20 protein-coding genes are annotated in these 24,128 nt (G+C 41.7%); 5 read left to right on the top strand and 15 right to left on the bottom strand.

Going from position 1 to position 24,128, the window contains the following annotated elements; genetic code table 11:
• Positions 1 to 28: 28 nt before the first annotated feature.
• Positions 29 to 1,156 carry an AI-2E family transporter gene (locus AC4J95_RS07125; protein ID WP_494549251.1) on the bottom strand — a complete coding sequence of 376 codons (1,128 nt, stop codon included), beginning with the start codon at positions 1,154 to 1,156 and terminating at the stop codon, positions 29 to 31.
• A gap of 313 nt (positions 1,157 to 1,469) precedes the next feature.
• Between AC4J95_RS07125 and AC4J95_RS07120 the strand changes: the two genes are divergently transcribed.
• Positions 1,470 to 2,225: an AI-2E family transporter gene (locus AC4J95_RS07120; RefSeq protein WP_494549265.1), complete on the top strand. Its 756-nt coding sequence runs from the start codon at positions 1,470 to 1,472 to the stop codon at positions 2,223 to 2,225.
• 187 nt (positions 2,226 to 2,412) lie between these two features.
• Here AC4J95_RS07120 and AC4J95_RS07115 read toward each other — a convergent pair whose 3' ends face one another.
• Together AC4J95_RS07115 and AC4J95_RS07110 are read right to left on the bottom strand one after the other, a co-directional pair.
• Positions 2,413 to 3,576 (bottom strand): aminotransferase class I/II-fold pyridoxal phosphate-dependent enzyme, encoded by a 1,164-nt coding sequence (locus AC4J95_RS07115; protein WP_494549250.1) that lies wholly within the window; start codon positions 3,574 to 3,576, stop codon positions 2,413 to 2,415.
• Entirely contained in the window at positions 3,573 to 4,067 is a 495-nt protein-coding gene (locus tag AC4J95_RS07110; RefSeq protein ID WP_316404918.1) for an Lrp/AsnC family transcriptional regulator, read from the bottom strand. Before AC4J95_RS07110 ends, AC4J95_RS07115 begins: the two co-directional genes overlap by 4 nt.
• A gap of 237 nt (positions 4,068 to 4,304) precedes the next feature.
• Between AC4J95_RS07110 and AC4J95_RS07105 the strand changes: the two genes are divergently transcribed.
• On the top strand, positions 4,305 to 4,634 hold the full coding sequence (locus AC4J95_RS07105) for a hypothetical protein (RefSeq protein ID WP_316404920.1): 330 nt from the start codon (positions 4,305 to 4,307) through the stop codon (positions 4,632 to 4,634).
• A gap of 383 nt (positions 4,635 to 5,017) precedes the next feature.
• Here the strand turns inward: AC4J95_RS07105 and AC4J95_RS07100 are convergent, their stop codons facing one another.
• The 4 genes from AC4J95_RS07100 to AC4J95_RS07085 all read right to left on the bottom strand — a co-directional run bounded on the left by AC4J95_RS07100 (position 5,018) and on the right by AC4J95_RS07085 (position 10,184).
• Complete coding sequence (locus AC4J95_RS07100; RefSeq protein WP_494549249.1) at positions 5,018 to 5,566, bottom strand: hypothetical protein; 549 nt, start codon at positions 5,564 to 5,566, stop codon at positions 5,018 to 5,020.
• Positions 5,567 to 5,663: 97 nt separating this feature from the next.
• Positions 5,664 to 6,608 carry a TMEM175 family protein gene (locus tag AC4J95_RS07095; RefSeq protein WP_494549248.1) on the bottom strand — a complete coding sequence of 315 codons (945 nt, stop codon included), beginning with the start codon at positions 6,606 to 6,608 and terminating at the stop codon, positions 5,664 to 5,666.
• 79 nt (positions 6,609 to 6,687) lie between these two features.
• Positions 6,688 to 7,596 carry a DMT family transporter gene (locus AC4J95_RS07090; RefSeq protein WP_494549247.1) on the bottom strand — a complete coding sequence of 303 codons (909 nt, stop codon included), beginning with the start codon at positions 7,594 to 7,596 and terminating at the stop codon, positions 6,688 to 6,690.
• A gap of 197 nt (positions 7,597 to 7,793) precedes the next feature.
• Entirely contained in the window at positions 7,794 to 10,184 is a 2,391-nt protein-coding gene (locus AC4J95_RS07085; protein WP_494549246.1) for a Xaa-Pro dipeptidyl-peptidase, read from the bottom strand.
• A gap of 248 nt (positions 10,185 to 10,432) precedes the next feature.
• Here AC4J95_RS07085 and AC4J95_RS07080 point away from each other — a divergent pair, with 248 nt between their 5' ends.
• Positions 10,433 to 10,711: a zinc ribbon domain-containing protein gene (locus AC4J95_RS07080; RefSeq protein WP_494549245.1), complete on the top strand. Its 279-nt coding sequence runs from the start codon at positions 10,433 to 10,435 to the stop codon at positions 10,709 to 10,711.
• 103 nt (positions 10,712 to 10,814) lie between these two features.
• Positions 10,815 to 11,312 (top strand): hypothetical protein, encoded by a 498-nt coding sequence (locus tag AC4J95_RS07075; protein WP_494549244.1) that lies wholly within the window; start codon positions 10,815 to 10,817, stop codon positions 11,310 to 11,312.
• An 18-nt stretch (positions 11,313 to 11,330) separates the two neighbouring features.
• Here the strand turns inward: AC4J95_RS07075 and AC4J95_RS07070 are convergent, their stop codons facing one another.
• The 8 genes from AC4J95_RS07070 to AC4J95_RS07035 form a co-directional block, all read right to left on the bottom strand.
• Positions 11,331 to 12,491, bottom strand: coding sequence for an MFS transporter (locus AC4J95_RS07070; RefSeq protein WP_494549243.1), 1,161 nt, complete (start codon positions 12,489 to 12,491; stop codon positions 11,331 to 11,333).
• Positions 12,492 to 12,667: 176 nt separating this feature from the next.
• Positions 12,668 to 13,033: a PqqD family peptide modification chaperone gene (locus tag AC4J95_RS07065; RefSeq protein ID WP_494549242.1), complete on the bottom strand. Its 366-nt coding sequence runs from the start codon at positions 13,031 to 13,033 to the stop codon at positions 12,668 to 12,670.
• Positions 13,026 to 14,945 (bottom strand): OPT/YSL family transporter, encoded by a 1,920-nt coding sequence (locus tag AC4J95_RS07060; protein WP_494549241.1) that lies wholly within the window; start codon positions 14,943 to 14,945, stop codon positions 13,026 to 13,028. Before AC4J95_RS07060 ends, AC4J95_RS07065 begins: the two co-directional genes overlap by 8 nt.
• 85 nt (positions 14,946 to 15,030) lie before the next feature.
• Positions 15,031 to 16,449 carry a dipeptidase PepV gene (pepV, locus tag AC4J95_RS07055; RefSeq protein WP_494549240.1) on the bottom strand — a complete coding sequence of 473 codons (1,419 nt, stop codon included), beginning with the start codon at positions 16,447 to 16,449 and terminating at the stop codon, positions 15,031 to 15,033.
• Between the two features lie 628 nt (positions 16,450 to 17,077).
• Positions 17,078 to 19,693, bottom strand: coding sequence for a pyruvate, phosphate dikinase (ppdK, locus tag AC4J95_RS07050; protein ID WP_494549239.1), 2,616 nt, complete (start codon positions 19,691 to 19,693; stop codon positions 17,078 to 17,080).
• A 148-nt stretch (positions 19,694 to 19,841) separates the two neighbouring features.
• Positions 19,842 to 20,018 carry a DUF1304 family protein gene (locus tag AC4J95_RS07045; protein ID WP_494549238.1) on the bottom strand — a complete coding sequence of 59 codons (177 nt, stop codon included), beginning with the start codon at positions 20,016 to 20,018 and terminating at the stop codon, positions 19,842 to 19,844.
• Positions 20,019 to 20,029: 11 nt separating this feature from the next.
• Positions 20,030 to 20,227, bottom strand: coding sequence for a DUF1304 family protein (locus tag AC4J95_RS07040; RefSeq protein WP_494549237.1), 198 nt, complete (start codon positions 20,225 to 20,227; stop codon positions 20,030 to 20,032).
• A gap of 75 nt (positions 20,228 to 20,302) precedes the next feature.
• On the bottom strand, positions 20,303 to 22,051 hold the full coding sequence (locus AC4J95_RS07035) for a glycoside hydrolase family 13 protein (protein ID WP_494549236.1): 1,749 nt from the start codon (positions 22,049 to 22,051) through the stop codon (positions 20,303 to 20,305).
• A 567-nt stretch (positions 22,052 to 22,618) separates the two neighbouring features.
• On the opposite strand from AC4J95_RS07035, the gene abc-f reads away from it, so the two are divergent.
• Positions 22,619 to 24,112: a ribosomal protection-like ABC-F family protein gene (abc-f, locus tag AC4J95_RS07030; RefSeq protein WP_494549235.1), complete on the top strand. Its 1,494-nt coding sequence runs from the start codon at positions 22,619 to 22,621 to the stop codon at positions 24,110 to 24,112.
• Positions 24,113 to 24,128 lie beyond the last annotated feature (16 nt).

Below are 24,128 nucleotides of genomic sequence, written 5' to 3'. Positions count from 1 at the left end.
CATTTTGGTTGGCGGTTCTTCATGATTTTTATTCTATTGGTCCATCGCCAGTGTCCTTGAACAAATGACTCTCACGGCGAAGTTGATAGATTTTGTGGAGATTGATTATCAACGTTTTGATCACAGCATACACCGGGATACAGATCAGCATCCCTACGATACCAGCTACACTGCCAGCTCCAATCAAAACTAAAATGATCGTCAATGGATGAATATTCAATGACTTGCCAAACAACAGCGGCTTGATCAGGTTTCCATCCAGCTGTTGGATCACCAAGATTGATACTCCCATATAAAGCGCCTGTAGCGGTGAAATGAACAACCCGACGATCACAGCAGGTACAGCTCCGATAAAGGGCCCGACATAGGGAATAATGTTGGTGACTCCGCAGAAGATGGCCAGCAGCACGCTATAGGGCTGCTTGAAGATCGTCATGGCGATAAAGCTCAAAATCCCAATGATAAAAGCGTCTAAAACCGTACTACTGATATAAGCAGACAGAGTCTCATTCAGCTCGCGAACCGTCTGCCGCAGCTCTTTGCGAATAGACAAAGGGAAAAACTGCGAAGCGGCATCCAAAAATTTATGCCCGTCTTTGAACATAAAAATCAAAATGAATGGTACTGTGAACAAAAGAACGAAGAATTTCATTGCAAAACCTACGATTCGCGACAAACTTGAGGTGACACTAACGATCCCCACTCTAAGCAAGTTATTGATCGTCAAATTCGCTGAAGCCAATTGCTCCTCTAGGTTAAAGTTCTTGAACTCTTCTCGGCTAGCCAGCTCATTGATCCACCGGCCTGTTTCCTCCGCATAGACCGGAAGATTCTGTGTAAGCTGGACCGTTTGCTCGATCATCTTGGGAACAGCGTTCATCATGATCAATATGATGATGAACATAATCACGACAAAGGAAATTAAAAATCCTACAACTCGTGGAAGTCCGCCTCTTTCCTCTAAAAAAACAACGATCGGATCAAACATATAATATAGAAATCCCGCGATCAATAACGGCATTAGAATCGCAGAAGCCATCCCAACGACTGGTTTGAAGATATTCGGCATTTGCAAAAGAAAATAAATTCCGATAATAGTTAAGACAATCTCAGCAGTCCAAAAGAACAATTTTGATTGCTTGAAACGTGACAGCATAAAAGCCTCCTTAAAAAAATTCTTATCCCCCAGGATATGGCTTCATCTTATCATTTATGAGTAAAAGCAAACACGGTTTTCGTAAAAATCATAGAGAAATTTTATATAAGCGGCAATTTTGTCCAAGGATGGGGACTTTTTCGATCCTTTTTTAATAAATAAACGGTTCAAGCCTAATTTTTGTGTCCTGTTTCCTTCTTCGTTACAATTAAAAAAAAGGATTTGATACTAATGGAACGACCATCGACAAAAGCGACCCGTTGAATCAAGTTTATCGGCGGCCGGGACAGTCCTTGAGAGTCCGGTAGAAGAAATCTTTGGTTCCTTAGAGGATGTCGTCTATCAGATCATTAACACTCTGTCTAATTCTCTAGGTGATATTCAGACCTTTGTCGGAAGTCTTTTCTCAACGGTGAGCGGCTTTTTTGTCATCCTGTTCACGGCACCGATCATCACCTTTTTCTTATTAAAGGATGCTCACAATTTTCACAGCTATTTCTTGAAGCTGTTGCCGCCAAAGTTTCGTGATGACTCCAATGAACTGGGGGCGATCTTGAATAGCCAAATTGGCGACTACTTAAAGGCGCAATTCATCGTCGCTTTAGCTAATGGTGTGATTGTCTTTGTCGGATTTTTACTTATCGGTATGCCTTACAGCCTTCCGCTAGCTATTCTGGTTACGGTCACTTCAATCATTCCTTACATCGGTCCATTTATTGCCTTTGTTCCCTGCGGGGTAATCGCCCTGTTGCATTCCTTTCAAATGCTGATCGGTCTGATCATCGTCTGGATCGTAGAACAAGTTTTGAATGGGAATGTGATTGAACCGAAAGTTTTAGGTGATCAATTGAAGGTCCATCCTGTCACCATTGTGTTAGTTTTATTGGTCATGGGAAACCTGTTTGGATTATTTGGGCTCGTTTTCGGTATCCCAACGTACACTGTTTTTAAAGCATTTGGCGTTTTTCTGTTCCGTAAATTCAAGCAGCGCAATAATCGTTATTATGGTAAGGATGATGGAGAATATGAAAACACCGAATTCTCTCAAGAAGAATATCCCAATAACTAAGTGTATCGCTCGCTCATTTTTCTAGAAAAGGAAAAAATGAGCTTTATTTTCGTACGCATACAATTTCACTGAACTACTCCATTCATTGTTTAGTACGTGCCCTTTAAAAGAAAATACATTCCAAATCATTTGCATAAAGCGTAACGCGCAAAAAAGGAGTGGATCCCACCACTCCTTTTTACTGTTTTTATTTCAATCGTATCACAAAACGTTCCAAACGCTGGATTGCTTCTTTTAGCTCGTAGATCGAATAGGCATAAGAAAGTCGTAAAAATCCTTCCCCGCTTTTTCCAAAAGCCGAGCCGGGAACGACCGCCAGCTTTTCTTCATCTAATAACCGCAAAGCAAACTCCTCGCTGCTTAAACCATATTGGCTGATATCTGGAAATAGATAAAAGGCGCCCTTTGCCTTATAGCAAGGCAGACCCATCTTTTCCAATGCATGATGCAAGTAATTTCGACGCTCTTCATAGGACAAGCGCATCCGTTCCACTGTTTCCTGCCAATTGTTTTTCAACCCTGCCAACGCAGCATATTGACTTGCTGTTGGCGCCGCCATGATCGTGTATTGATGCAGCTTCAAAAGCTGCTCCATAAACATTTCTGGTCCAGCCATAAAACCTAAACGCCAGCCGGTCATAGCAAAGCCTTTCGAGAAGCCATTGATGACAATTGTCCGCTCACGCATCCCCGGTAATTCTGAAATGCTGGTGAAGGGATCATCATAGACTAACTCAGCATAGATTTCATCGCTAATGACTAACAGATCATGCTTCTTCACGACATCTGCAATCCTGATCAATGCTTCGCGATCCATCGTACCGCCAGTCGGATTATTCGGAAAGGATAAAATCAAGATTTTGCTCTTTTCAGTAATAACATTCTCCAGTTCTTCAGGTGTCAGCATGAACTGATTTTCCGCCTGCAGATCAATCGTTACTGGGGTGCCTCCAACAATTTGTGTGATGGGTTCGTAACACACAAAACAAGGCTGTGGAATGATCACTTCATCCCCGGGATCAACAAACGTGCGCAAAGCGATATCGATCGCTTCACTACCGCCGACCGTAACCACGATCTCTGTCTTCGGATCGTATTTAACTTTATTGCGATAAAGCAGATAGTCGCTAATTTTTTCCCGCAGTTCGATCAAACCCGCATTAGCGGTATAGAAGGTGCGACCTTCTTGGATCGATCGAACGCCCTCCTGGGCCATGTGAGACGGTGTATCAAAATCTGGTTCTCCCACACCAAGAGAGATCGCATCGGGCTGTTCTGAAACGATATCAAAAAATTTTCGTATGCCGGATGGTTGAATATCCGTGATTTTCTTCGTTAAAAAATTTCTCATGGGCTCACCTGAATTCTAGGATCAGAGTCATCCTGATACATGTCGATGCCCCACTCCTTGTATTTGTCTAGCAAGAAATGCGTCTGGGTTCCAGAAACGTCGGGAATTGACGCTAAGTTTGTAGAAATGAATTTTGAGATTTCTTTGATGTTGCGCCCTTGCAGTAGCAGGATAAAATCAAAGCCGCCGCTGACAAAAAAGAACGATTTGACTTCAGGAAACTTTCTTACACGTTCAGCGATTTCACGATAGCCTTCTTCACCTTTTGGAATCGTTTGGACTTCAACTAGTGCTTCGATCCAATCATCCTCCACTTTGTCCCAATCAATCAACGCTTTGTAGCCGCAAATGATTTTTTCTTGTTCCAGTCGTTTGATTTCAGCAGAAACGATCACTTCATCTTCGCCCAGCATCACCGCATATTCCTCAATACTCAACCGACAGTCGGATTCGATTAGCTTCAATAGTTGCTTGCGTTTACTTTGTTCCATATGAACGTCTCCTTCAATTTTACATTTTGTTAGCTACTTTTAATCTTTCGTTTATTATTCCCAAAAAAAGAAAAACTGTCAAATTATTTTGAAAATTTCTTGATCAACGGTAAATTGACAAAAAATTCCATTTTTACTCAAAATTTTTCCATTTTTTTATAACACAAATACTGGGTTTCATAGTACAATAAGTGGGATGAGCTGCAAGCAAAATGCGTAAAGGTAGGAGGATTGTGAATGGAACAAGTAATCGAGATGTTTATTGAAAAACAGAGGCAGCGTTTAGCAGACGGTAAGATCCGCCAAGAAGAATATGAGGCTTTTTTAGATGGGATCAATGATGCTCTCTCATTTTTAGGGATGCATTATGTGAATGGTTCAGAAACTGTCGAAAAAGACGACCGCAAACCAGCGAGCTTTAATGAGATTGAAGAAAAATATAAAAAATTCCGCGAAGTAGCGATGTATAAAAACAGCTTCTTGCGAGTATCAGATATCATCAAGCATTCTGGTCAAATGACTGATGAACTCAAAAAAATCAGCAAAACAGTAAAAGAAGAACTCTAAAGAAGCGAATCGTTGCTTCTTTTGAGTTCTTCTTTTGAGTTGCGATAAATCCTCTTATCCCTATAATGATGCTTCATTCTATCCTAAAATGCTCTACACCCAATTCTCTCTTTTTGAGCTCTCAGTACTTTTTTCTTTCTGTTGGGACTATCGATATCGAATTTCTTTATCAGCTAAACTCCCAACCTGAACAATACACATCACAACGACTCCCAAAAAAGCACGCACTCTCGTGTCAATTAGTATTACTATCAAATGACTACATCAATTATACAATTCTCCAATCAAAAAGCTCTGAGAATTGTGAGCTTCTTTGAGATTTGGTGACATAATAGCTCGCCTTCTGGATAGTGTTCGAAAAAATCATACTATCTGCCAGGAGTTTATCCTTTCATTAATAGTTCATTGTAAAACGCCTGACCGATTTCCTTCAGCTCGCTCTTGTTAAAAGACTTTGCGATCCAAGTCGGCATCGGCATTTCAACTGTTCCGTAGATCTCGATCATGACTTGGATGAACAATTGAGGATTTAATTGGTCGATGGCTTTTCGCAAGCGTCTCGACGGCTCCAGCAGTTGGCTCTCCATTTGTTTTGTTCGATAAATCCGATAAACCGCTCGCCCTTCTTCTGCTGCTAACGAAAACAATGGCTGCTCCTCTGCGATTGATTGCAGGCTTTCCTGCTTGTAACGGTCATAACGCTGCTGCCACTCCAGCAGCTCGCCATAAACGGTTTCGATTTTCTCTTTGCGGACTGTCGCTAGAGCGCTATAGAAATCAATCGGTAATTTTTCTACTCGACGTTCACGTTTGATCCATGTTGCTAAAGTTGATTGGGGAATGCCTGCCAGTTTGCCAAATTGTTCAACGGTAATACCCAGATCACGTCGAATGTACATTTTGATTGGATGTTCGATTATAGTGATTGCCATTTTACCACCTATCTCCCCTGCGATATTTATACTTCATTATATTATGAAGCGAAAAAAATACCAAGACGAAAAAACTGTTGCTTTTCGCCTTGGAAAATTAATTTCTTTTCGTCGGTTGTTTCAAACGGGGATCTTGCTTGTCTTTTTGTTGATTGAAGCGCCGTTCAGTCATCGCTTTTTGCATCGTCATCCGCTGTTTTTGCTTTTCTAAACGTGAAATCTCCGCTTCAGCCCGACGTCTATCATGCTCTTTCATTGAAGAAAGCCGCTGTTTTCGTTCATTGATTTCATTACTGATATGACCTTCCCAATCAGCCATCACTTGCTGCCAGCGATCTGGGTCCTGATCGTCATTGGCCTTCAGTGAATCCCGCAGCAAGCTCGAATACCTGCGCATTGAATTGCCCCAAACCTGATTCCGATCTTGAAAATAGTCCGCTTGCTGTTCATCATCTAAAGTAGCAACCAGGTTATCCTCTTCGCGATCAATAATGTTTTGTAAAAAAGCCATAATCGGTAGAATCAAATAGATGATCAAAGCAGGTCGTACAAAAAAATTGCCAAAAATCAATAATACAATCCGAAAACCGATTGCCAACATATCCTGTTTGTTCAGTTCACTGATGCGACGCTTGCGCTGCTCCTCGTCCTTCAATGACTGCTCCGTTAACGCGACGATCAAACGTCTCATTATTAAGGTCACGATCAGAGTCAATACCCCATAAATCATCAGTGTTTGCTTTGTCGTGTCCTCAATCAGCAAACGCGTAGCAGATGGTACTAACGATAGGAAAAATAAAAGCAGTAAATAGGCGACCAAGGCTTTATTTTTCACCTGATCGATTTTATTGAACGCATATCCAGTCTGAAACCACAGATTTGCCACAAAACAAAAACTAATAAAATAAATCCCTACTGCTCTAAGCAGGGAATACATATCAACGGCACCATTGGCCGCTGTTCGAATCGGTAATTCCAAGACGATGATCGTCAGAATAATCGCGATGATCGCATCACCAAAGACTACAACACGTTCTTTCATATCCTCAACTCCTCTGACTAATCATATACCAAAGCGATTAAAAAGAGTACTGATAAGGTGGGCTTAAGAAAATCGGTTTTTAGTCCATTCGTTCATCCTCTGGTAGAACCTTCTTATTTGAGAACCGAGTCAAAAGAATCACCGAACCGATTACCACCACGAAACCTAATACCTGAATTCCGGCGAATCGGCTCTTAAACAACAGCACACTCAAGATCGTCGCTAAAATTGGCTCAACGACAGTCAAAACACTTGCTAGCGACGCTTCGATAAACCGCAAGCTGGATAATTGAAATAAAAAAGGCAAAGCGGTCCCAAATAGGACGATACTTAATACTAATCCCAGCGAAAAACTGTCCATTTGAAATCCCGGCTGCCAGATCGGACGTATTGGCTGAAAAGCAATTCCCCCAATAAACATTCCCAAGCCGGAAATCCGCATCGCGCCATACTTCACTAATAATTTCCGCGGCTGTAACGTATAAAATGCCAACGTAATTGCTGAGGCAATCCCCATCACGAAGCCCATCGTTGAGATATTCAGGGTTTGAAGATTGCCTTCTGCCACAATTAAAAAGACTCCGATGAAGGTTGCTGCCATCAGCAGTACTTCAATAAGCTTGATTTGCTTTTCTTTGTTCAAGACTAAATAAATGAAAATAAAGATCGGACCCGTGAACTGTAAAATCGTGGCGATCGCTGCTCCGCTATACTGGATTGCTTTGAAATAAGTGTATTGAACGCCCAACATACCGATCACCGAAAACAATACCAAGCTAAAGAGGTCGTTCATTGAGAACTTCTTACGCGGTACATTCCGCTGAAAAAGACTGATAACGATCAGCAGTACACCTGCCGAAAAAAGCCGGACACTCGCCAGCCACTCCGGCGAAACTTGATAATCGTCAAAAAGAATCTGACACATGATCCCCGACAGCGCCCACAGAGCACCTGCCGAACAGGCCAGTAGCACACCCCTAATTTTCATTGCTTGCTCCTTAACTATTTTTTATAGCAGTTTTTCCCTGCTTCAACTGTAAAAGTAGGACTGCCATCCTTTTTATTTTTCTTATTATAGCATTGTCTTGAGCTCTTCAGACATACACAAAATGTTTTCCTTATCATTAAAAGAACCTCAAAGATCAGTCGGTGTGACTAATCTTTGAAGTTCTTCTTCGTTATTCCCTATTCTCCTATCGGCAGAATCAATTTAGATTCAGCCAAATCAATCGTATAATCAATATCCTGATTGCCGCGAACGGTCATGCCAAAATCTGTTCCATAAACGGCCAAACCGATTTGTCGACCGGCTGGCAAATGATACATCGTTGGATGCAAGACCACTTCAATCTCCACAAACTCATTGGCTTTCAGATCATCGTTCTTCCAAGGATTCTCACGATTTTGTAGATTGATATGTCCACGAGTGATCAACTTGTACTCGTCCTCTGCTCCTAGCTTGAACTCCACTAAATTGTCTTCACGCCAATTCCGACCTAATGGCAACCCATGTAAAGCTATAACATCCGGCACAGGTTTTAACCGTTTGGCGTTACCAAAGTCGATCAGTTCAAAGCTCAGCATGCCAAGATCTACACTTGAAGCAACTTTTAGCTTGACGGTTGGACGACCATTTAAAAAGATCTCTTCATTTAAAGCTGTTGTTTTTGCTAAGTAGCGATGCCCATCCATTGGACCTTCTTCCTTAAGCTCTTTCTCCCACAAATCAATATTTTTTGTGTAGCTTTGGTATTGTTGCTCCGGCAATTGATCACTAAAGGTGAACTGTCCTGCTGCTGGTGTTTCTGCTAACCCTTTTTCAGTTAAATGGTAGACCTTTTCTTCAGCAGGTGCCCAGTCTTTTAAGGTAGACCATATTTCAGCAGCTGTATTTTTTTGATAAACAATATCCGGCAGAATTTCTTTAGCATTGTTCTCTACGCCGTAAAGCTTATGACTCAGCCAGAGATTCATCATATCTTGGAAGTCGATTGACGGCATGTTGTTGATATAAATGTGCTGCCCTTGATGCAGGATCAATTTCTTCGCTACCGGCACGTCTTTCAGAGCATCCCATAGATCGGCAACTTGGCGCGGCTTCACATTCCAGTCATTCAGTCCATGCACCATCACCACATCGCACTTGATATCTTTGATGAATGGCAAGTAATTCCTTTCATCCCAGAAGGTGTTGTAATTGCCGAATCTGCGATCTTGCAGCTCGGCCATTTCCTTCAAGTAATCCGAGAAAAATTTCTTACTATGGAGATAATCACCGGCATTGCGCATTTTACTGAAGGTCTCAATCGCTAAAACATCCGCGTCTTCACCAGGGAATCCGCCCGGTGCGATCACAAGGCCATTATCACGATAATATTGATACCAATCAGAAATGGCTGCTTCAGAAATAATCGTTTCCAAGCCTTCCACTTGGCGTGTTGCACAGGCCGTTGCCAAGGTACCAAGATAAGATTTTCCGGTCATGGCTACTTTTTTATTGCTCCACCAAGCTTTGATTCGAATGTTATCCGTGCGATTCGTGAAGGCGCGACGATTGCCGGCCAACCATTCGATATAAGCTACCATCGCAGTCGTTTGTTCCACCGAACCACAGGTTTGAATCCCATCAGAATCGCGAGTTCCGATCCCTGCCCCATAGACTACCGCAAAACCGCGAGCTAAGAAAAAGTCATTCAAGCTATGGCTGTTTTCCCGAGTAAATGTCTCGGTCGCGTGATTTTTTTTGCCCTTCACTTCTCGCTCCGGCGGCAGTTCAACTGGTTGTGAGTGATATTGGATATCCTCATAAGTCGTTTCTGTCGGTTCTTTACGTTCCAATGGCACATTGACGTCGTAGGTCAGCTCTTCCCCTGCTGGTCCATTGACGCCTTGGCTGTAAGGACTTGCGGTAAACAACGTCGCGACCTGCAGCCCATCTTCCGTTTCGGCTGGTCGCAAGATTTCTAATTTTAATAGATCGCGTTTTCCGTCTTTATCGGTATCCAACGGTGCCTCTACATAAACAACTTCACGGATCAGCTTGGACGTATCAAAGACTGCCTGCGCTTTCCCGTTGAAGAAGAAAGGCTTACTCACTTTTTTGTCCTCAAAATAGCCTTCTGATGCTAACTTATCTAAGTAGGTCAAGCCATTTTTCGTATGACTTGTTAATAGTAGATACCACGCCTCTATCAGTGTCTCCTTCGTAGAAAAATCACCTTCAATCAAGGGAATTCCGATCTTCTCTGCTTCTGCCAACACATTCTGCAGCTTAAAGTCGATCGTCGGTTCAAACTCCAATAATTGCAGACCCACTGTATAAAAAACTTCTTTCGTCAAAGAAGAACCCGCTTGATAAAAATCAGCAAGATCCGTCTGTTCATCCGCCAAAAAGTTGCCAAGTTTATTGATAAAGCCGCTCTCATCACGAACTGTCAGAAAGCTTTTCCGCAAACTCTCAAACCATAATTTCGTTGCATCCTTTGCTGAATCGATGGTCAAAAAGCCCGCTTGTGTCAGTTCCTTTTTTGCTTCCTCAAGCGTGACTCGTTTTAAACCAAATTGATTGATTTTCATTGACTTCTCTCCTTGCTCATAGTAATAGTCATTTTTTCAGAAAAATAAGTCCAATGGTCCTTCTTTCTGCCCTCCAGCTGCTTTTTAACCCTTGTTGTGATATAAACGATCACATTAATAAATGAATTTTAAAAAGTAGGTCTGGCATTGCTTTTTTTCTGATAGAATAATTATAACAAATACTACCAACAAGTTCGGTTAAAGTCCAATGAAAACGATTACTTAATTTTACTTAAGGAGGAGACATAATGGAAAAAATGACTTACTGCCAAAGTTGCGGGATGCCCTTAACTAAAGGAACGTTCGGGACGGAACACGATGGCTCTCAAAATAACGAGTACTGCCTTTATTGCTATAAACACGGAGCTTTTGTGGATGATTGCACGATGGAAGAGATGATCGCCATCAGCCTGCAGCACATGAAGGAAGCCGGGATTTTAGAGGAACAAGGTAAAACCGAAGAGGAAACATTAGAATTTTTGAACAGCTTCTTCCCAGAGTTGAAACGCTGGAAAAAATCCAACTAATACAGTCTGAATAGAGCCGTATTGAATGGGTTCTTTCAATGCAGCTCTATTTTTATGATAGAACGCAATTTTCTACTACGTGATTTGGAAAGGAAAAAAAATCATGCTTTTATTCCTTCAATACCTGATACTATGCATTTTGTTTACAGTTCTTATTTTGCCAGCACAATATCGTGATCCACTCTCCCAGTTTGCCTCTTATCCAACAAAGATCCGACAGCGGGTCTACAGCCTGCCTCAATACAAAAGTTCCATTCATAAAATAGAGAAGAAAAATTGGAAACGCAAAATTCTGGGCAGCCTGCTCGTGACCCTTCTATTTGCCGTGATTGCATTCTATTCTGGAAAAAGAAGTTTCACGACTGCCTTTGTCCACGTGTTTGTTTTATTTTCAGCTGTGAATCTTTATGATTTGATCGTACTTGATTTGATCATCTTCTGTCATAGTAAAAAACTAATGATTCCAGGTACCGAAGATATGATCAAGGACTACAGAAATCCAACACATCACATCATCGGTGCTCTAAAAGGCGGTTTAATCGGATTTTTTGTGGCCCTTATCTCGGCCTTTTTTGTGGTATTGATAGAGATGATAAGCTAAAAGGTGAAGGACAATCGACTAATTTCGATTATCCCTCACCTTTTTTTCTAAAACAATAGTCGAAAAGAACAAGACAAGACCGAATAAAAATAGCAGATACGGAAAAATTACTAAGCTGAAGCGATCGGCTAGAAAACCTAATAAAGGCGGCAAACACGTCGTCCCTGTATACGCCAATGCCAGTTGCAAGCTCATGATCCATGCGGAATTTTTTGTTCCGAAGCGTTCTGGTGTCTCATGAAGCATCGTCGGAAAAATAGCCGCCGATCCTAGTCCTGTGAAGATAAAACCTAAAACTGCGAAATTTCCGCTGCCTAAAGATAAGAAAACAACACCTAGCAGCAATAATAATTCACTGAGATAGAGCAGTTTCCGACTCGAAAGAACAAACGTGATGAACCCCGCCGCCAAGCGTCCAAAAGTCAAACTGGCATAATAAGTTGATGTCATAAATGCTGCTGTCGAAACCGGAATCCCCTTCACTCTGACTAAAAAGCTGCTCCCCCATAAGCCCATACAGGCTTCAATGCCAATATAAAAAATGAAACAAAGCAAAGAGAAAAGAACCCCTGATTGCTTGACTAATCTCAACATGGAATCTTGTTTCTCACTAGAATGAGTTGTTTTTTGGGGTTGCTGCCATTGTTTTCGCGAAAAGAAGACAACAATAACCAGTAAAAATTGCAGACTAGCTAGGATCAGATACCCACCCCGCCAGTTCTGATTTTTCAAATAAAAACCCATAATTATAGGGCCCAGCGTTGCACCGATCCCCCAAAAGCCATGCAGCCAATTCATATGATGAGCCTTATAATGCAGAGCGACATAATCATTCACCGCTGTATCAATCGCTCCTGCGCCCAAACCAAGTGGGATCGCACTGATGATTAAAAAGAAGAAATTTCGCGAAAAAGAAAATCCGCATAAGCCAAGTACTGTGAAAAAGATACTGCACACAATCAAGTTGCCGACACCGATCTTTTGAATCATGCGATTGGTCTGGAAACTAGACAGGATTGTCCCGAGCGAAATGACCATCGCAATGATTCCGGCAGAACTTGCGGCGACATGAAATTCATTGTTCATACTCGGCCAAGCAACCCCTAAAATCGAATCCGGCAGGCCTAAGCTAATAAATATCAGATAAATCAAACCTAAAAATAGAATACTTTTCTTCATACGTCCCTCTCTCTGCCTCTTCTTAGAATTCACTGAAGAGAAATCACTACTATCTATTGTACCTGAGCCTTCAACTTTTAAAAGGTACTTTCGCTAGATATTGAAATGATTCTCCTAACAGAAAAAACGTCCATACAAAAAAGCCCCTCAAGCGAATACGCTTGAAGGACTCCGAATTAAACTAATTCAACATATTTTTCATTCTTCTCCAAATGATTCAAATAGATCAGCAAACGATCATATAATTGATTATTGGCTTCTTCAATGGCTGCGCCAAGGTTTTCACCAATTTCTTTGACCGTCCGTTTCCCATCGACTTGTTGAAGAATGAAGCTGCCGTACTTGTCTAATTCCATCTCAGAGGTTTCTGGGATCTTATAATGAATCTTACGCAAGACTCGTTGGATCCATGCATTTTGTTCGGTGATGACAAAAACGATGCCATCACGAACTTCATAATGCAAGTCTTCTTTAAGACGATAAACACGCTGTAGCAGCTCTTCTGTTTCAGGGTTTACAGCATTTTGCTGTTCATTAGTCATTGTGTTTCACTTTCTTTACACTTAACAAAGGAACAATGATCGCAACTACTAAGATTGCAAGTAGTAGGAATGCCGCTCCATTAGAACCTAAGAATCCAGTCGGAGTTCCAGGAGTGATCACGCCAGTTACTTGTAAAATGATTCCGATCAAACCGATGATCGAACCACCAGCGATCAAACCAGATGACAAGCTGACACCTAGCGTTACACGTTCTTCAGCAACTTCTTCTGTTTCTTTTTTGTTCAATACATCGATCAATTGACGGATCAACGCACCAACCAAGATGATTGAAGTTGTTGAGATTGGCAAGTAGAAACCAATCGCGAAGGTCATGATTGGCACTTTCATGAAGTGCAACACGATACCCATCACGATACCGGCAATTACCATGTGCCATGGCAATGAGCCAGAAGTGATACCTGAAGTCAATGTCGCCATTAAGTTCGCTTGTGGCAAACCAAATGGAGGATTTGATCCAGTAATTGCTAATTGTGGAGATAAGATTACCATCATACCAGTAACGATAACGACACCAACGATGTTAGAAATCAAGAAGTAACGACGACCTTCTGAGAAGTTTCCGCCCATTACGAAAGTAACTTTTTGTGATTGAGAATAACCACCCGCTACAGAGATCGCTAACACGATGAATGTACCGAATAATAGTAATTGTTGTGTATTTTCAGCTGAAGTCCAGCCCATCATAACGAAGACTAACGTCAAGATAACCATTGACGCGATTGTCATACCAGATACTGGCAAGTTTGATGTACCGATTGTACCAGTCAAACGACCTGCTACGATAACGAATAGGAAACTTAAAATGATTGACAAGATACCAGCAACAAGTGCCATTGCCACGCTTCCAGTAATCACAAATCCCATTACAATACCCATTACAGCACCGACAACTAATGGTAGCATACCGCCGCCTTCAACTTCAGCACCTTCTTTACGACCTTTTAAGGTTGCAGAGATCGAAGTAACGATTGTTGGGATCAGTTTGATCGCACCGATCAAACCACCAGAGATCATCATACCAGCACCAATGTATTTAACATATGAGCCTGAGATCACAGCAAAGTTTGAAGCACTTAATAATTGAGAAGCATTATCCCAAACGTGCGCGCTGCTGTCAGCCATACCCATGAAGTAACCAAGTAAAGGTGCGATTGCGAAGTTTGCCAAGATTGAACCAGCAAACATCAAGACAGACACGTCCATCCCAACGATGAAACCAATACCTGTTAACAAAGGGTTTACTTCTGTTTCAAATTTCCATTTGTAGAAGCTTTCATTTACAAAACTAACGACGTTGTTCATAACACCAAATACAGAACCAGTTAAAGCAGTTAAGATACCGCCGATACCAAAACCGATTCCCATGTATTTAAGTGAATCACCACCAGTATCAGAAGCGACTAATGTTTCAGAGATTGCCATTGCTTCAGGGTAAACTAGTTTACCGTGCTCATTAACCAGCATGTAATCTTGAACGATTGAGAATACGCCGACACCTAGTAAAACAGCGCCAACTCCGATTCCGACACCTTCGATAAAGTTCACTTTACCGCCGACTAAAATCACGGCTGGTAATACGAAAATCATCCCTGATGCTACAGATTCCCCACCACTTGACATCAATTGCAATAAGTTCTTGCCTAAAATGGTTTTAGGTTTTACAAACAGAGCGACTAGCCCTGAACCAATAATTGCGCCTGGAATACCTGCAGCTACGGTCAAACCAGCTTTCATACCTGAATAAGCGGTTGACGCAGCAAATAGTGCAGCTAATAAAATACCTAAGATCATAATGATCGGTGAGCCTGATTTTTTAGGCTTATCAGCTACATAAGGGACGTAATCTTTCCCTGCTACTCCACCAAAAGCGTCTTTTGAGAGTTTTTTCATTATCTTTGAAATTCCTTCCTTACTATCATTTCCAAAATGAGAGGAGGAATCCTGTAAGATCAGGATTCCTAACACTCATTACCGACTATTTAACTAAGCGATAAATAGCGTCAGCATAGATAGCTGTTGCTTTGAACAGACTATCGATAGGCATAAATTCGTTTGGTTGGTGCATTACATTTTCTTCTCCTGGGAACATTGCGCCGTATGCGACACCATTTTCCAAGATTCGTCCGTAAGTACCCCCGCCGATTGATTCTTCATGGCCTTCAAGACCAGTATGTTCTTCGTAAACGTCCAATAAAGTTTTCACTAATGGATCCGTTGCTGGAACATAATGAGGAGTTTTCACGTCACCAATGATCGCGATTGAAACATCTGCGTCTTTAAGAACTTCCTGCATGTTGGCTAAGATCGTATCTTTGTCGATACCTTCTGGATGGCGAACATTAATCGTAATCTTCTTGTCACCTTCAGCAGTATAGTCGAACAAGTTCGCTGATGAAGTCGTTTCACCCATTACATCGTGTTTTGTGTAAGCATTTAATTTCTTACCATTGTAATCAAGGTGCAAGTATTCAGCGGTTGTATGAATATAGTTGGCACCATTGCCGTCTAAGCTGTAGTCAACTAAGAATGCAGCTAGGAACGTTGCAGAGTTGACACCGAATTTCGGTTCTTGGGCATGAGCACCTTTACCGATGACAGTGATGGTGATTTCGCCATTGTTTTCAGCAAATTCGCCCTTCACTTCTGATTTTTCGATGAATGCGTCAAAAGCAGCTTTCATATCAGCAACTTTTGCTTCGTCATTGACCTTAAGAACAGCTGTTGCGTCTCCTGGTACCATGTTTGTACGCAAGCCTGATTTGAAGCTTACTAGATCAAAGTCACCAGCTTCAGCACCGTCTTTAGGCGCGAACGTTAACTCATAAGATAAGATTCCTTTTTCACCGTTGATGATTGGGAACTGAGCATCTGGAGAAAAACCAACTTTAGGCATTTCTTCCACTTCCATATAACGGTGGATCCCTACCCATTCGCTTTCTTCGTCAGTACCGAAGATGAAGCGGATTTTTTTAGAGATCGGTAATTCTAAATCTTTGATGATACGCATTGCATAATAAGCAGCGATTGAAGGTCCTTTATCATCAGCTGAACCACGCGCAAATAATTTTCCATCTTTGATTACTGGTTCAAATGGATCTGTATCCCAGTTATCATCAACAGGAACTACGTCAACGTGTCCTAATAATCCGAACATTTCTTCTCCGTCGCCGTATTCGATATGGCCTGCTACGTTTTCGATATTTTTAGTAACGAAACCATCACGTTCACCAAATTCTAATACTTTACGTAAAGCCGCCGCTGGTCCAGGTCCAAGAGGTTCTTCTTTAGTCCCATGTTCCACGTCGCGAACACTGTCGATACGGATAAGATCGCCTAAGTCCTTAAGTAAGTCGTCTTTGCGTGCTTCTACTTCTTTTTGCCAATCAATTGTCATTGTTTTAATCCCTGCTTTCTTTTTTTTATAACAAGTTTTTGAACCTGTTAGATACATTAGAAAGATCATGTCTAAATATAGTTTCAAATTTTGACAGCTTAGAATAAATATCCTTAAAAAGACAAAATCATCGTCCTTTATGAGAATGCAATACGTCAAAACAATCAACGGAAAAGACCGTTTATGAATGCCGAAATGTTATTCTATGATTCCTAATTCCGCAGTTTGTTTCACCTCCCAGTTCAGCATTATACCGCATTTTTATTCATAAGTCATTGTGAAAAAACTATCATTTAACAGAAATAAGATGATTTTCATCAAAAATAAAGCTTTTTCTAAAAAACTTATGTTATTCAAGCAAGTCAAAAAAAGAGGTATTTCTACTATGACATGACACATTTAAACCCTACAAGAAGTATAACGAAGACTGAATCCGTTTACAAATTATAATTCATTCATTTAACTACGTTCTTTCTCATCCATTTGTTATCTATCATTAATTTTAAGTTTTTGGATTAACTTGTTAATAACAAAAAAGAGATAGCCTATTAAAAGACTATCTCTTTTTTAATTCCTATTATATTTTAATCAAAAACTCATATAGCTGTTTTTTTATTCCTGATTCACCCTAATCTTTAATCGCAGTTTGTGCCAATGTCATTTTCGCCTGCGGAATTCTGAATGGCGAACAAGAAATATAATCAATTCCCAAGTTATTTAAGAAGTTAATGGACTTAGGATGAGCTGCTGCTTCACCGCAAATTCCAATCTTCAACTTCGGATTGACCTTTCTTCCGCCTTCGATCGCCAGCTTCATTAATGCTCCGACCCCAGCTTCATCCAAGACTTGGAACGGATCATCCTCAAAAATTTCCGCTTCCATGTATTGATTGATGATTCGCGGCGAATCATCCCGCGACAAACCAAGCGCCATCTGGGTCAGATCGTTGGTACCAAAACTAAAGAAATCCGCATGCTTCGCGATTTCGTCGGCAACAAAGCAAGCCCTTGGGATCTCGATCATCGTTCCAATTTGATAGTCGATCGCTTGTTTCTTTTCTTCCAGGCCTTTTTGGATCGCTTCTTCAATTGATGCACGTACCCGAGCGAACTCGTCCGCATCTATAGTGAATGGAATCATAATCTCTGGTTGAATCGAAAACTCATTTTCTTTGGTTACTTCGCAAGCCGCTTCAATGATTGCTTCTGCCTGCATTTGGTAGATTTCTGGATAAGCAACACCTAAACGTAGACCGCGGAAGCCCAGCATCGGATTGACCTCAGCTAAATTATCGGTTTTCCGTTTCACTTCATTATACGTCTTCCCTAATTCTTTCGCCACTTCGCGGCACTCGTCAGCCCCCTTCGGTAAAAATTCATGCAACGGCGGATCAAGTAAACGAATCGTTGTTGGCTTACCTTTAGCGGCTTCATACATGAATTTGAAGTCTTGTTTTTGAACCTCCTTCAACTCTTTCAGCACTGCTAAACGTTCTTCCAAGCTGTCTGCTAGAATCAATTGGCGGAATTGTAGTAGTCGGCTCTTTTCAAAGAACATGTGCTCTGTCCGAGCCAACCCGATACCGACTGCCCCTAAAGACATTCCTGTTTCGATATCATTTGGTGTTTCAGCGTTGGCACGAACTTTGATCTTCGCGTGACGATCCCAAATCACATGGAGTTCGTCTAAGGCGACAGTATTCGTTACTTCCTGCATCGGAATTTCGCCAAAATAGATGTCCCCGGCAGTTCCATCAACAGACAAGATTGTCCCCTCTTCGATCACCTTGTCGCCAACCGTCGCCTTATTTCCTTCCAATACCGTCAGTGCTTCACACCCCACGACTGAACAGATACCCATTCCGCGAGCAACCACTGCGGCGTGTGAGGTCATGCCGCCACGGCTAGTGATTACCGCTTCAGCAACAGCGATTCCTTCGATGTCCTCAGGGGATGTTTCTTCACGAACTAAGACCACTCGCTCTCCCCGCGCTTTCGCCTCGGTCGCTGCTTCGGCAGTAAAGTATGCCGCTCCTGTAGCAGCGCCCGGGCTAGCCGCTAATCCAGACAAAAATGATTCATGGTTCTTCAATTCTTTTTCATCGAAGTTCGGATGCAAGGCTGCTTCCAAATCCTTCGCTTCGATCCGACTAACTAATTCCTTTTCGTCAATGATCCCTTCCTTATAAAAATCCAACAGGATTGTTAAAGCCGCTTTGGAGGTACGCTTCCCGCTGCGGGTTTGCAGGATAAATAATTTTTCACGTTCAATCGTGAATTCGACATCCTGCATGTCGTGGTAATGCTTCTCTAAATCTTCACAGATACCCTTTAGTTGTTTATATTGCTCTGGCATATCTTCAGCTAGAACCAGGATCGGCTTAGGTGTTCTTACACCGGCTACCACATCTTCACCTTGGGCATTGATTAAATATTCACCAAATAGACCGGGATCACCCAATGATGGGTTCCGCGAGAATACTACACCCGTTCCTGATGTTTCACCGAAGTTCCCGAAGACCATTTCTTGGATATTGACAGCAGTTCCCAGATCATCGCTGATATCATGGAGCCGGCGATAGGTTTTGGCTCGCTGATTGTTCCAGCTTCCGAACACTGCTTCGATCGCCAAATATAATTGTTCAATCGGATCTTGCGGAAATTCCCGCTGCAATTTTTTTCGATAGATTTCTTTGTATTCGCTTACGATTTGTTTCCAATGATCTGCGGTCAGTTCATTATCAAAGGACAGACCATTGATTTTTTTCAGCGCAGTGATGCGATGCTCAAAGTCATTATTATCCAAACCCATCACGACATTGCCAAACATTTGCAGTAAGCGACGGTAACAGTCATATGCAAAGCGTTCATTCTGACTATTTTTAGCAAGAGCAGCCACTGTTTGATCATTCAAGCCTAAGTTTAAGACCGTATCCATCATTCCTGGCATTGAAAATTTTGAGCCGCTTCGAACAGAAACTAATAATGGATTCGCTAAGTCGTTAAATCTCTTGCCTGTTTTAATAGATAATTTTTCAACGGCAGCCATGACTTGATTTTTCATCTCATCGATCAGCTGATTGCCGTGATTTAGATAATGTAAACATGCTTCTGTCGTTACAGTGAAGCCCGTCGGAACTGGCAGACCCAATTTGGTCATCTCCGCAAGATTGGCACCTTTCCCGCCTAGTAAATCCTTTTGTTCTTTAGATCCTTCTGAAAATAAGTAAACCCAACGATTCATGCGCTTCTCCTCTTAAAAAAGTTTTATTTAACCTAACAACAGTGTAATATGACGCTTATACAAAGTCAATAAGATGTTTATATATTTTAATTACGCACATATATGCAAAAGAAGCTTCGACTAAGAGATTTCCTAGTCGAAGCTTCTTTTAAAAGATTTGGATTAGAATCAAGAGAGCAGTGATCAACGCCGGCAAGGCTTGAATCAAATAAATCGATTTTGTCACCGTTTTCCCACCGTAGAGCCCTACGATCACCACAAACAGATTTAGTAGCAACAGGACTTTTAATCTGGCATCCCCTTGAAACAGGAGCAAGCTTGTCAATAACGCTAACCCTAAGCTGCCATTATAAAGCTGCCATTATAGATCCCCATATTCTTCAAGGCGATCTGAGCATTTTTTTGTTTGACAAACTCCATTGGCATTTCGAGTGTCTTTGCCTGCTTCTCCGCTGGCGCGAACATTTCCAACCCCATAATCACTAAATGAAGTACGCCGATAATTCCTGAAAGTAAAATAATGAAAAATTCCATGGTAGTAACCTCTTTTCAACTGATTCTACTACTATATTCATCTTTTTTACTTTTTCCAATCAAAACGACTTACAGCTATTGCATTTCGATGACAAATCCGTGGCGCAATAACTGATAGGTGTTCCCTTCATGATAATTCTGAGCAAACAATCTGCGACCCGTCTTATCTACTTCAAAGGATTCTCCCTCATTGAAGGTTGCGATCAATGTCTTTTCTTTGTATCTGCGAGTAAGAGAAAAGGCTTTTTTGTCATCATCATAATGCCATGACATCGAGCCATAGCTGAATACCTCCGAAAATTGCTTGCGTAAAGCGATCAATTGCTTCACAAATGTTAGAAGCTCTTCATCCTGATCTTCCCAGATCATACAACGGCGGCAATCGGGATCCATTCCGCCCTTCATGCCTACCTCAGTACCATAATAAATACATGGTGTCCCTTTTTGAATAAACATGAAGGTCAAGACTGCCTTCAGCAACGCTTTGTCCCCTTGACACAAGGTCAATATTCGCGGTGTATCATGAGAGTCCAGTAAATTGAAGGCTACTTCGTTTGTTTGATCGCGATATAACAATTGCTGGCGATTCATTCCGAAGATCATTTGTGAGATTAAGATCGACTGCTCAACAAAGTACGCTTTGATACTATCGGTAAAGGCATAATTCATGACTGCGTGAAATTCGTCCCCCTGCAGCCAGCGCTGAGAAGTATGCCAGATCTCACCTAAAATGTACAAATCCTCTTTTTGCTTTAAGACCGCCTGTTGAAATTCCTTCCAAAAATGATGATCCACTTCATTCGCCACATCCAAGCGCCAGCCATCGATATCAAACTCACGAATCCAATAGGTCGCGATCTCCAGTAAATATTTTTGCACCTCTGGACTGGCCGTATTCAATTTTGGCATATGAGGATTGAAGCTGAAGGTGTCATAATTCAAATTTGTTGCCATTTCCGAATCCGGGATTGCTGTGTAGCGCGGCGGAAAAGAATCGATGTGAAACCAATCCGCATACGCTGATTCTTCCCCATGCAACACGACATCCTGCCACTGATGTGAGCTCGCGCCTAAATGATTGAACACGGCATCCAGCATGACCCGAATTCCCCGTTCATGAGCCTTCTCCACCAATTCACGAAAAAGCCGTTTGTCCCCAAAATGCGGATCAATCTCATAATAATCCACCGTATCATATTTATGATTCGAAGGCGAAGTAAAGATCGGACAGAGATACAAGCCATTTATACCCAAGTTTTCCAAATAATCAAGCTTATCAATGATTCCCTGTAAATCACCGCCAAAAAAGTTCTCCCGTGTCGGCTTCTCACTTCCCCAAGGTAAAACATCATCGGGATCATTCGAAGGATCGCCATTATAAAAGCGTTCTGGAAAAATTTGATACCAAACCGTTTTCGCCACCCAGTCCGGTACCTTAAATCGATCAATCTCTTGGAAATAAGGCATCCGAAAATAAAGATTGTCGCGGTTCAAGCGTTGCTCCTCAAAATCAAAAGCTCCTTGATCGGTGTAAAATACTTTCTTGCCCGCATAGTCCGTAATACAAAATGCGTATGCCAAACGATGGTGCGGAGCAGTCACTTCGATCTCCCAATAATCATGATTATCCGTCGTATAGGCTTTGTTCATTGATTGCTGCTTTTGATACCATTTTTCCTCAGCGAACGTATAAAAATCTCCGCTGATCAACCCAACGGATTTTATTTCATTTCGTGCTGTCTGCAAGCGAATCCGCATTGAATCCTTCATATACAGATAGGCAAACTCGCTCTCGGGACGATGATAAATTCCTGCATAATTCATCCCTCCACCTCCATTTCTGTTCTCATTGTACCAAAAACTTTGACAGCGTCTCCACTCAGACATTTCCCAAGGGTTCCAACACATTTTTTTTGCCAAAATATGCTAATATAATGATAGAAGAAAAATTTTCTTCGCCTCGTTTATCGAGGATCACTCCAGGGCGTAGCATGTTTGGGGAAGCGGCTGCGTCCGTATTTTTTTGACAAAGCCAGAAAATTTTGTTTTAATAAAGTTAATAAAAACAGAAACGAGGGATCATGCCATTGAAAAACTAAGCGAATGTTGGAAGCTGCAAACCGATCATAGATTGATTGATATCGAATCAACTGGATTAGTGGGCAGATTTTCAGGATTGGCTTAGGATTTCAAGGGATGGTCTCTTTGTCAGTTTTTCTAACCTGCTTTAGCCGGTTAGAAAATGATATGCGTACGAAAAATAATTTCTACGTAATGAGCTAGCTGTCAGTTCGACGGTTAACTTCGCAAAAACCATCAACCTCCTATCCTTTCCTGAAAATTGGTTAGGATTTTTTTGTTTCCTTAGAGAAACAAAAAGGAGGAATTTTTATGTCTACCATTAAAATCACACATTTGACCTTCGGCTTTGATAAACAAGTCGATCTATTATTCGAAGATGCCAACTTGACGATCGACAGTAGTTGGAAGCTGGGACTAGTCGGTCGCAATGGTCGTGGAAAAACGACACTGTTACAGTTGTTGCTAGGAAAATATGCTTATCAAGGAGAAATCCAATTTCCACTACGTCCAGTTTATTTTCCGGCAACGGTCGACGAGTCCGATCAATTAACGTATTACGCGCTGCTGGAAGTCGCTGATTTTGAACTCTGGGAACTTGAGCGGGAAATGAATCTGATCCAATTAGATCCGCAAGTCTTATGGCAGCCGTATCAAACCCTTTCTGGGGGCGAACAAACCAAGGTACTATTAGCTCTATTGTTTACGCAAGAAGACCTTTTCCCATTGATCGATGAACCGACAAACCATTTGGATCTGCAAGGACGCCAACACGTCGCCAATTATTTGCAGAACAAAAATGGCTTTATCGTCGTCAGTCACGATCGGCAATTTTTGAATCAAGTCACCGATCATACCCTCGCGATCGAAAAAAGCCAGCTAGTGCTTTACCAAGGAAATTTCGCGACCTATGAAGAACAAAAAAAACTGCGGGACGAATTTGAACTAGCCCAAAACAGAAAAATTAAAAAAGAAGTTGGACGCTTGAAGAAAACAGCCGCAGAAAAAGCGGAGTGGTCGCGTTCACGGGAAACAGATAAATATGGCAAGCCCTCCGAAAAAGGCAGTGGTGGGATCTACGATACAGGCTTCATCGGGGCTCGTGCCGCCCGTACCATGAAACGTTCAAAAAATATCGAAAATCGGATGTACGATCAAATCGAAGCCAAAGAAGGATTGTTAAAAGATCTAGAAGATGTTGATCACCTGACGATGAACTATCAACCAAGCCGTCACGCACAGCTGCTAAAAGTTGAAAATCTAGCTCTGAATTATGCAGAACAAGAATCCCTCTTCGCACCGCTGTCTTTCGAGCTGAAACGCGGAGAAATCACGGCACTAACTGGACCAAACGGCATTGGCAAATCCAGCGTTTTACACTACTTATTGGGAACATTCACAGGTGAAGTAACCGGCGAACTTCTACGACCGAACACAAAAATCAGTTATGTTCGGCAAAATTATGAGAGCAATCGTGGCAACCTCCAAGATTTCGCTGAGGCAAATCAATTGGACTACTCTGCTTTTCTAAACAATCTGCGAAAACTTGGTATGGAACGGAATGTCTTTCAAAATAAGATCGAGGAAATGAGCATGGGACAGCGCAAAAAGGTTGAGCTAGCCAAATCACTGGCCCAAGAAGCCGAGCTCTACATTTGGGACGAACCATTAAATTATCTAGATGTCTTTAACCAAAAGCAGCTTGAAGACCTGTTATTACAAGTAAAACCAACAATGCTGATTGTGGAGCATGATCAAACCTTTTTAACTAATGTTCACGCCAATCAAATCGCCTTACAAAAATAGAAAGAACCGTCCAAAA

The organism is Enterococcus sp. GPZ-007 (assembly GCF_059374735.1).
The sequence above is the reverse complement of the archived record's forward strand: the minus strand, read 5'-3'. Positions and strand labels throughout refer to the sequence as shown.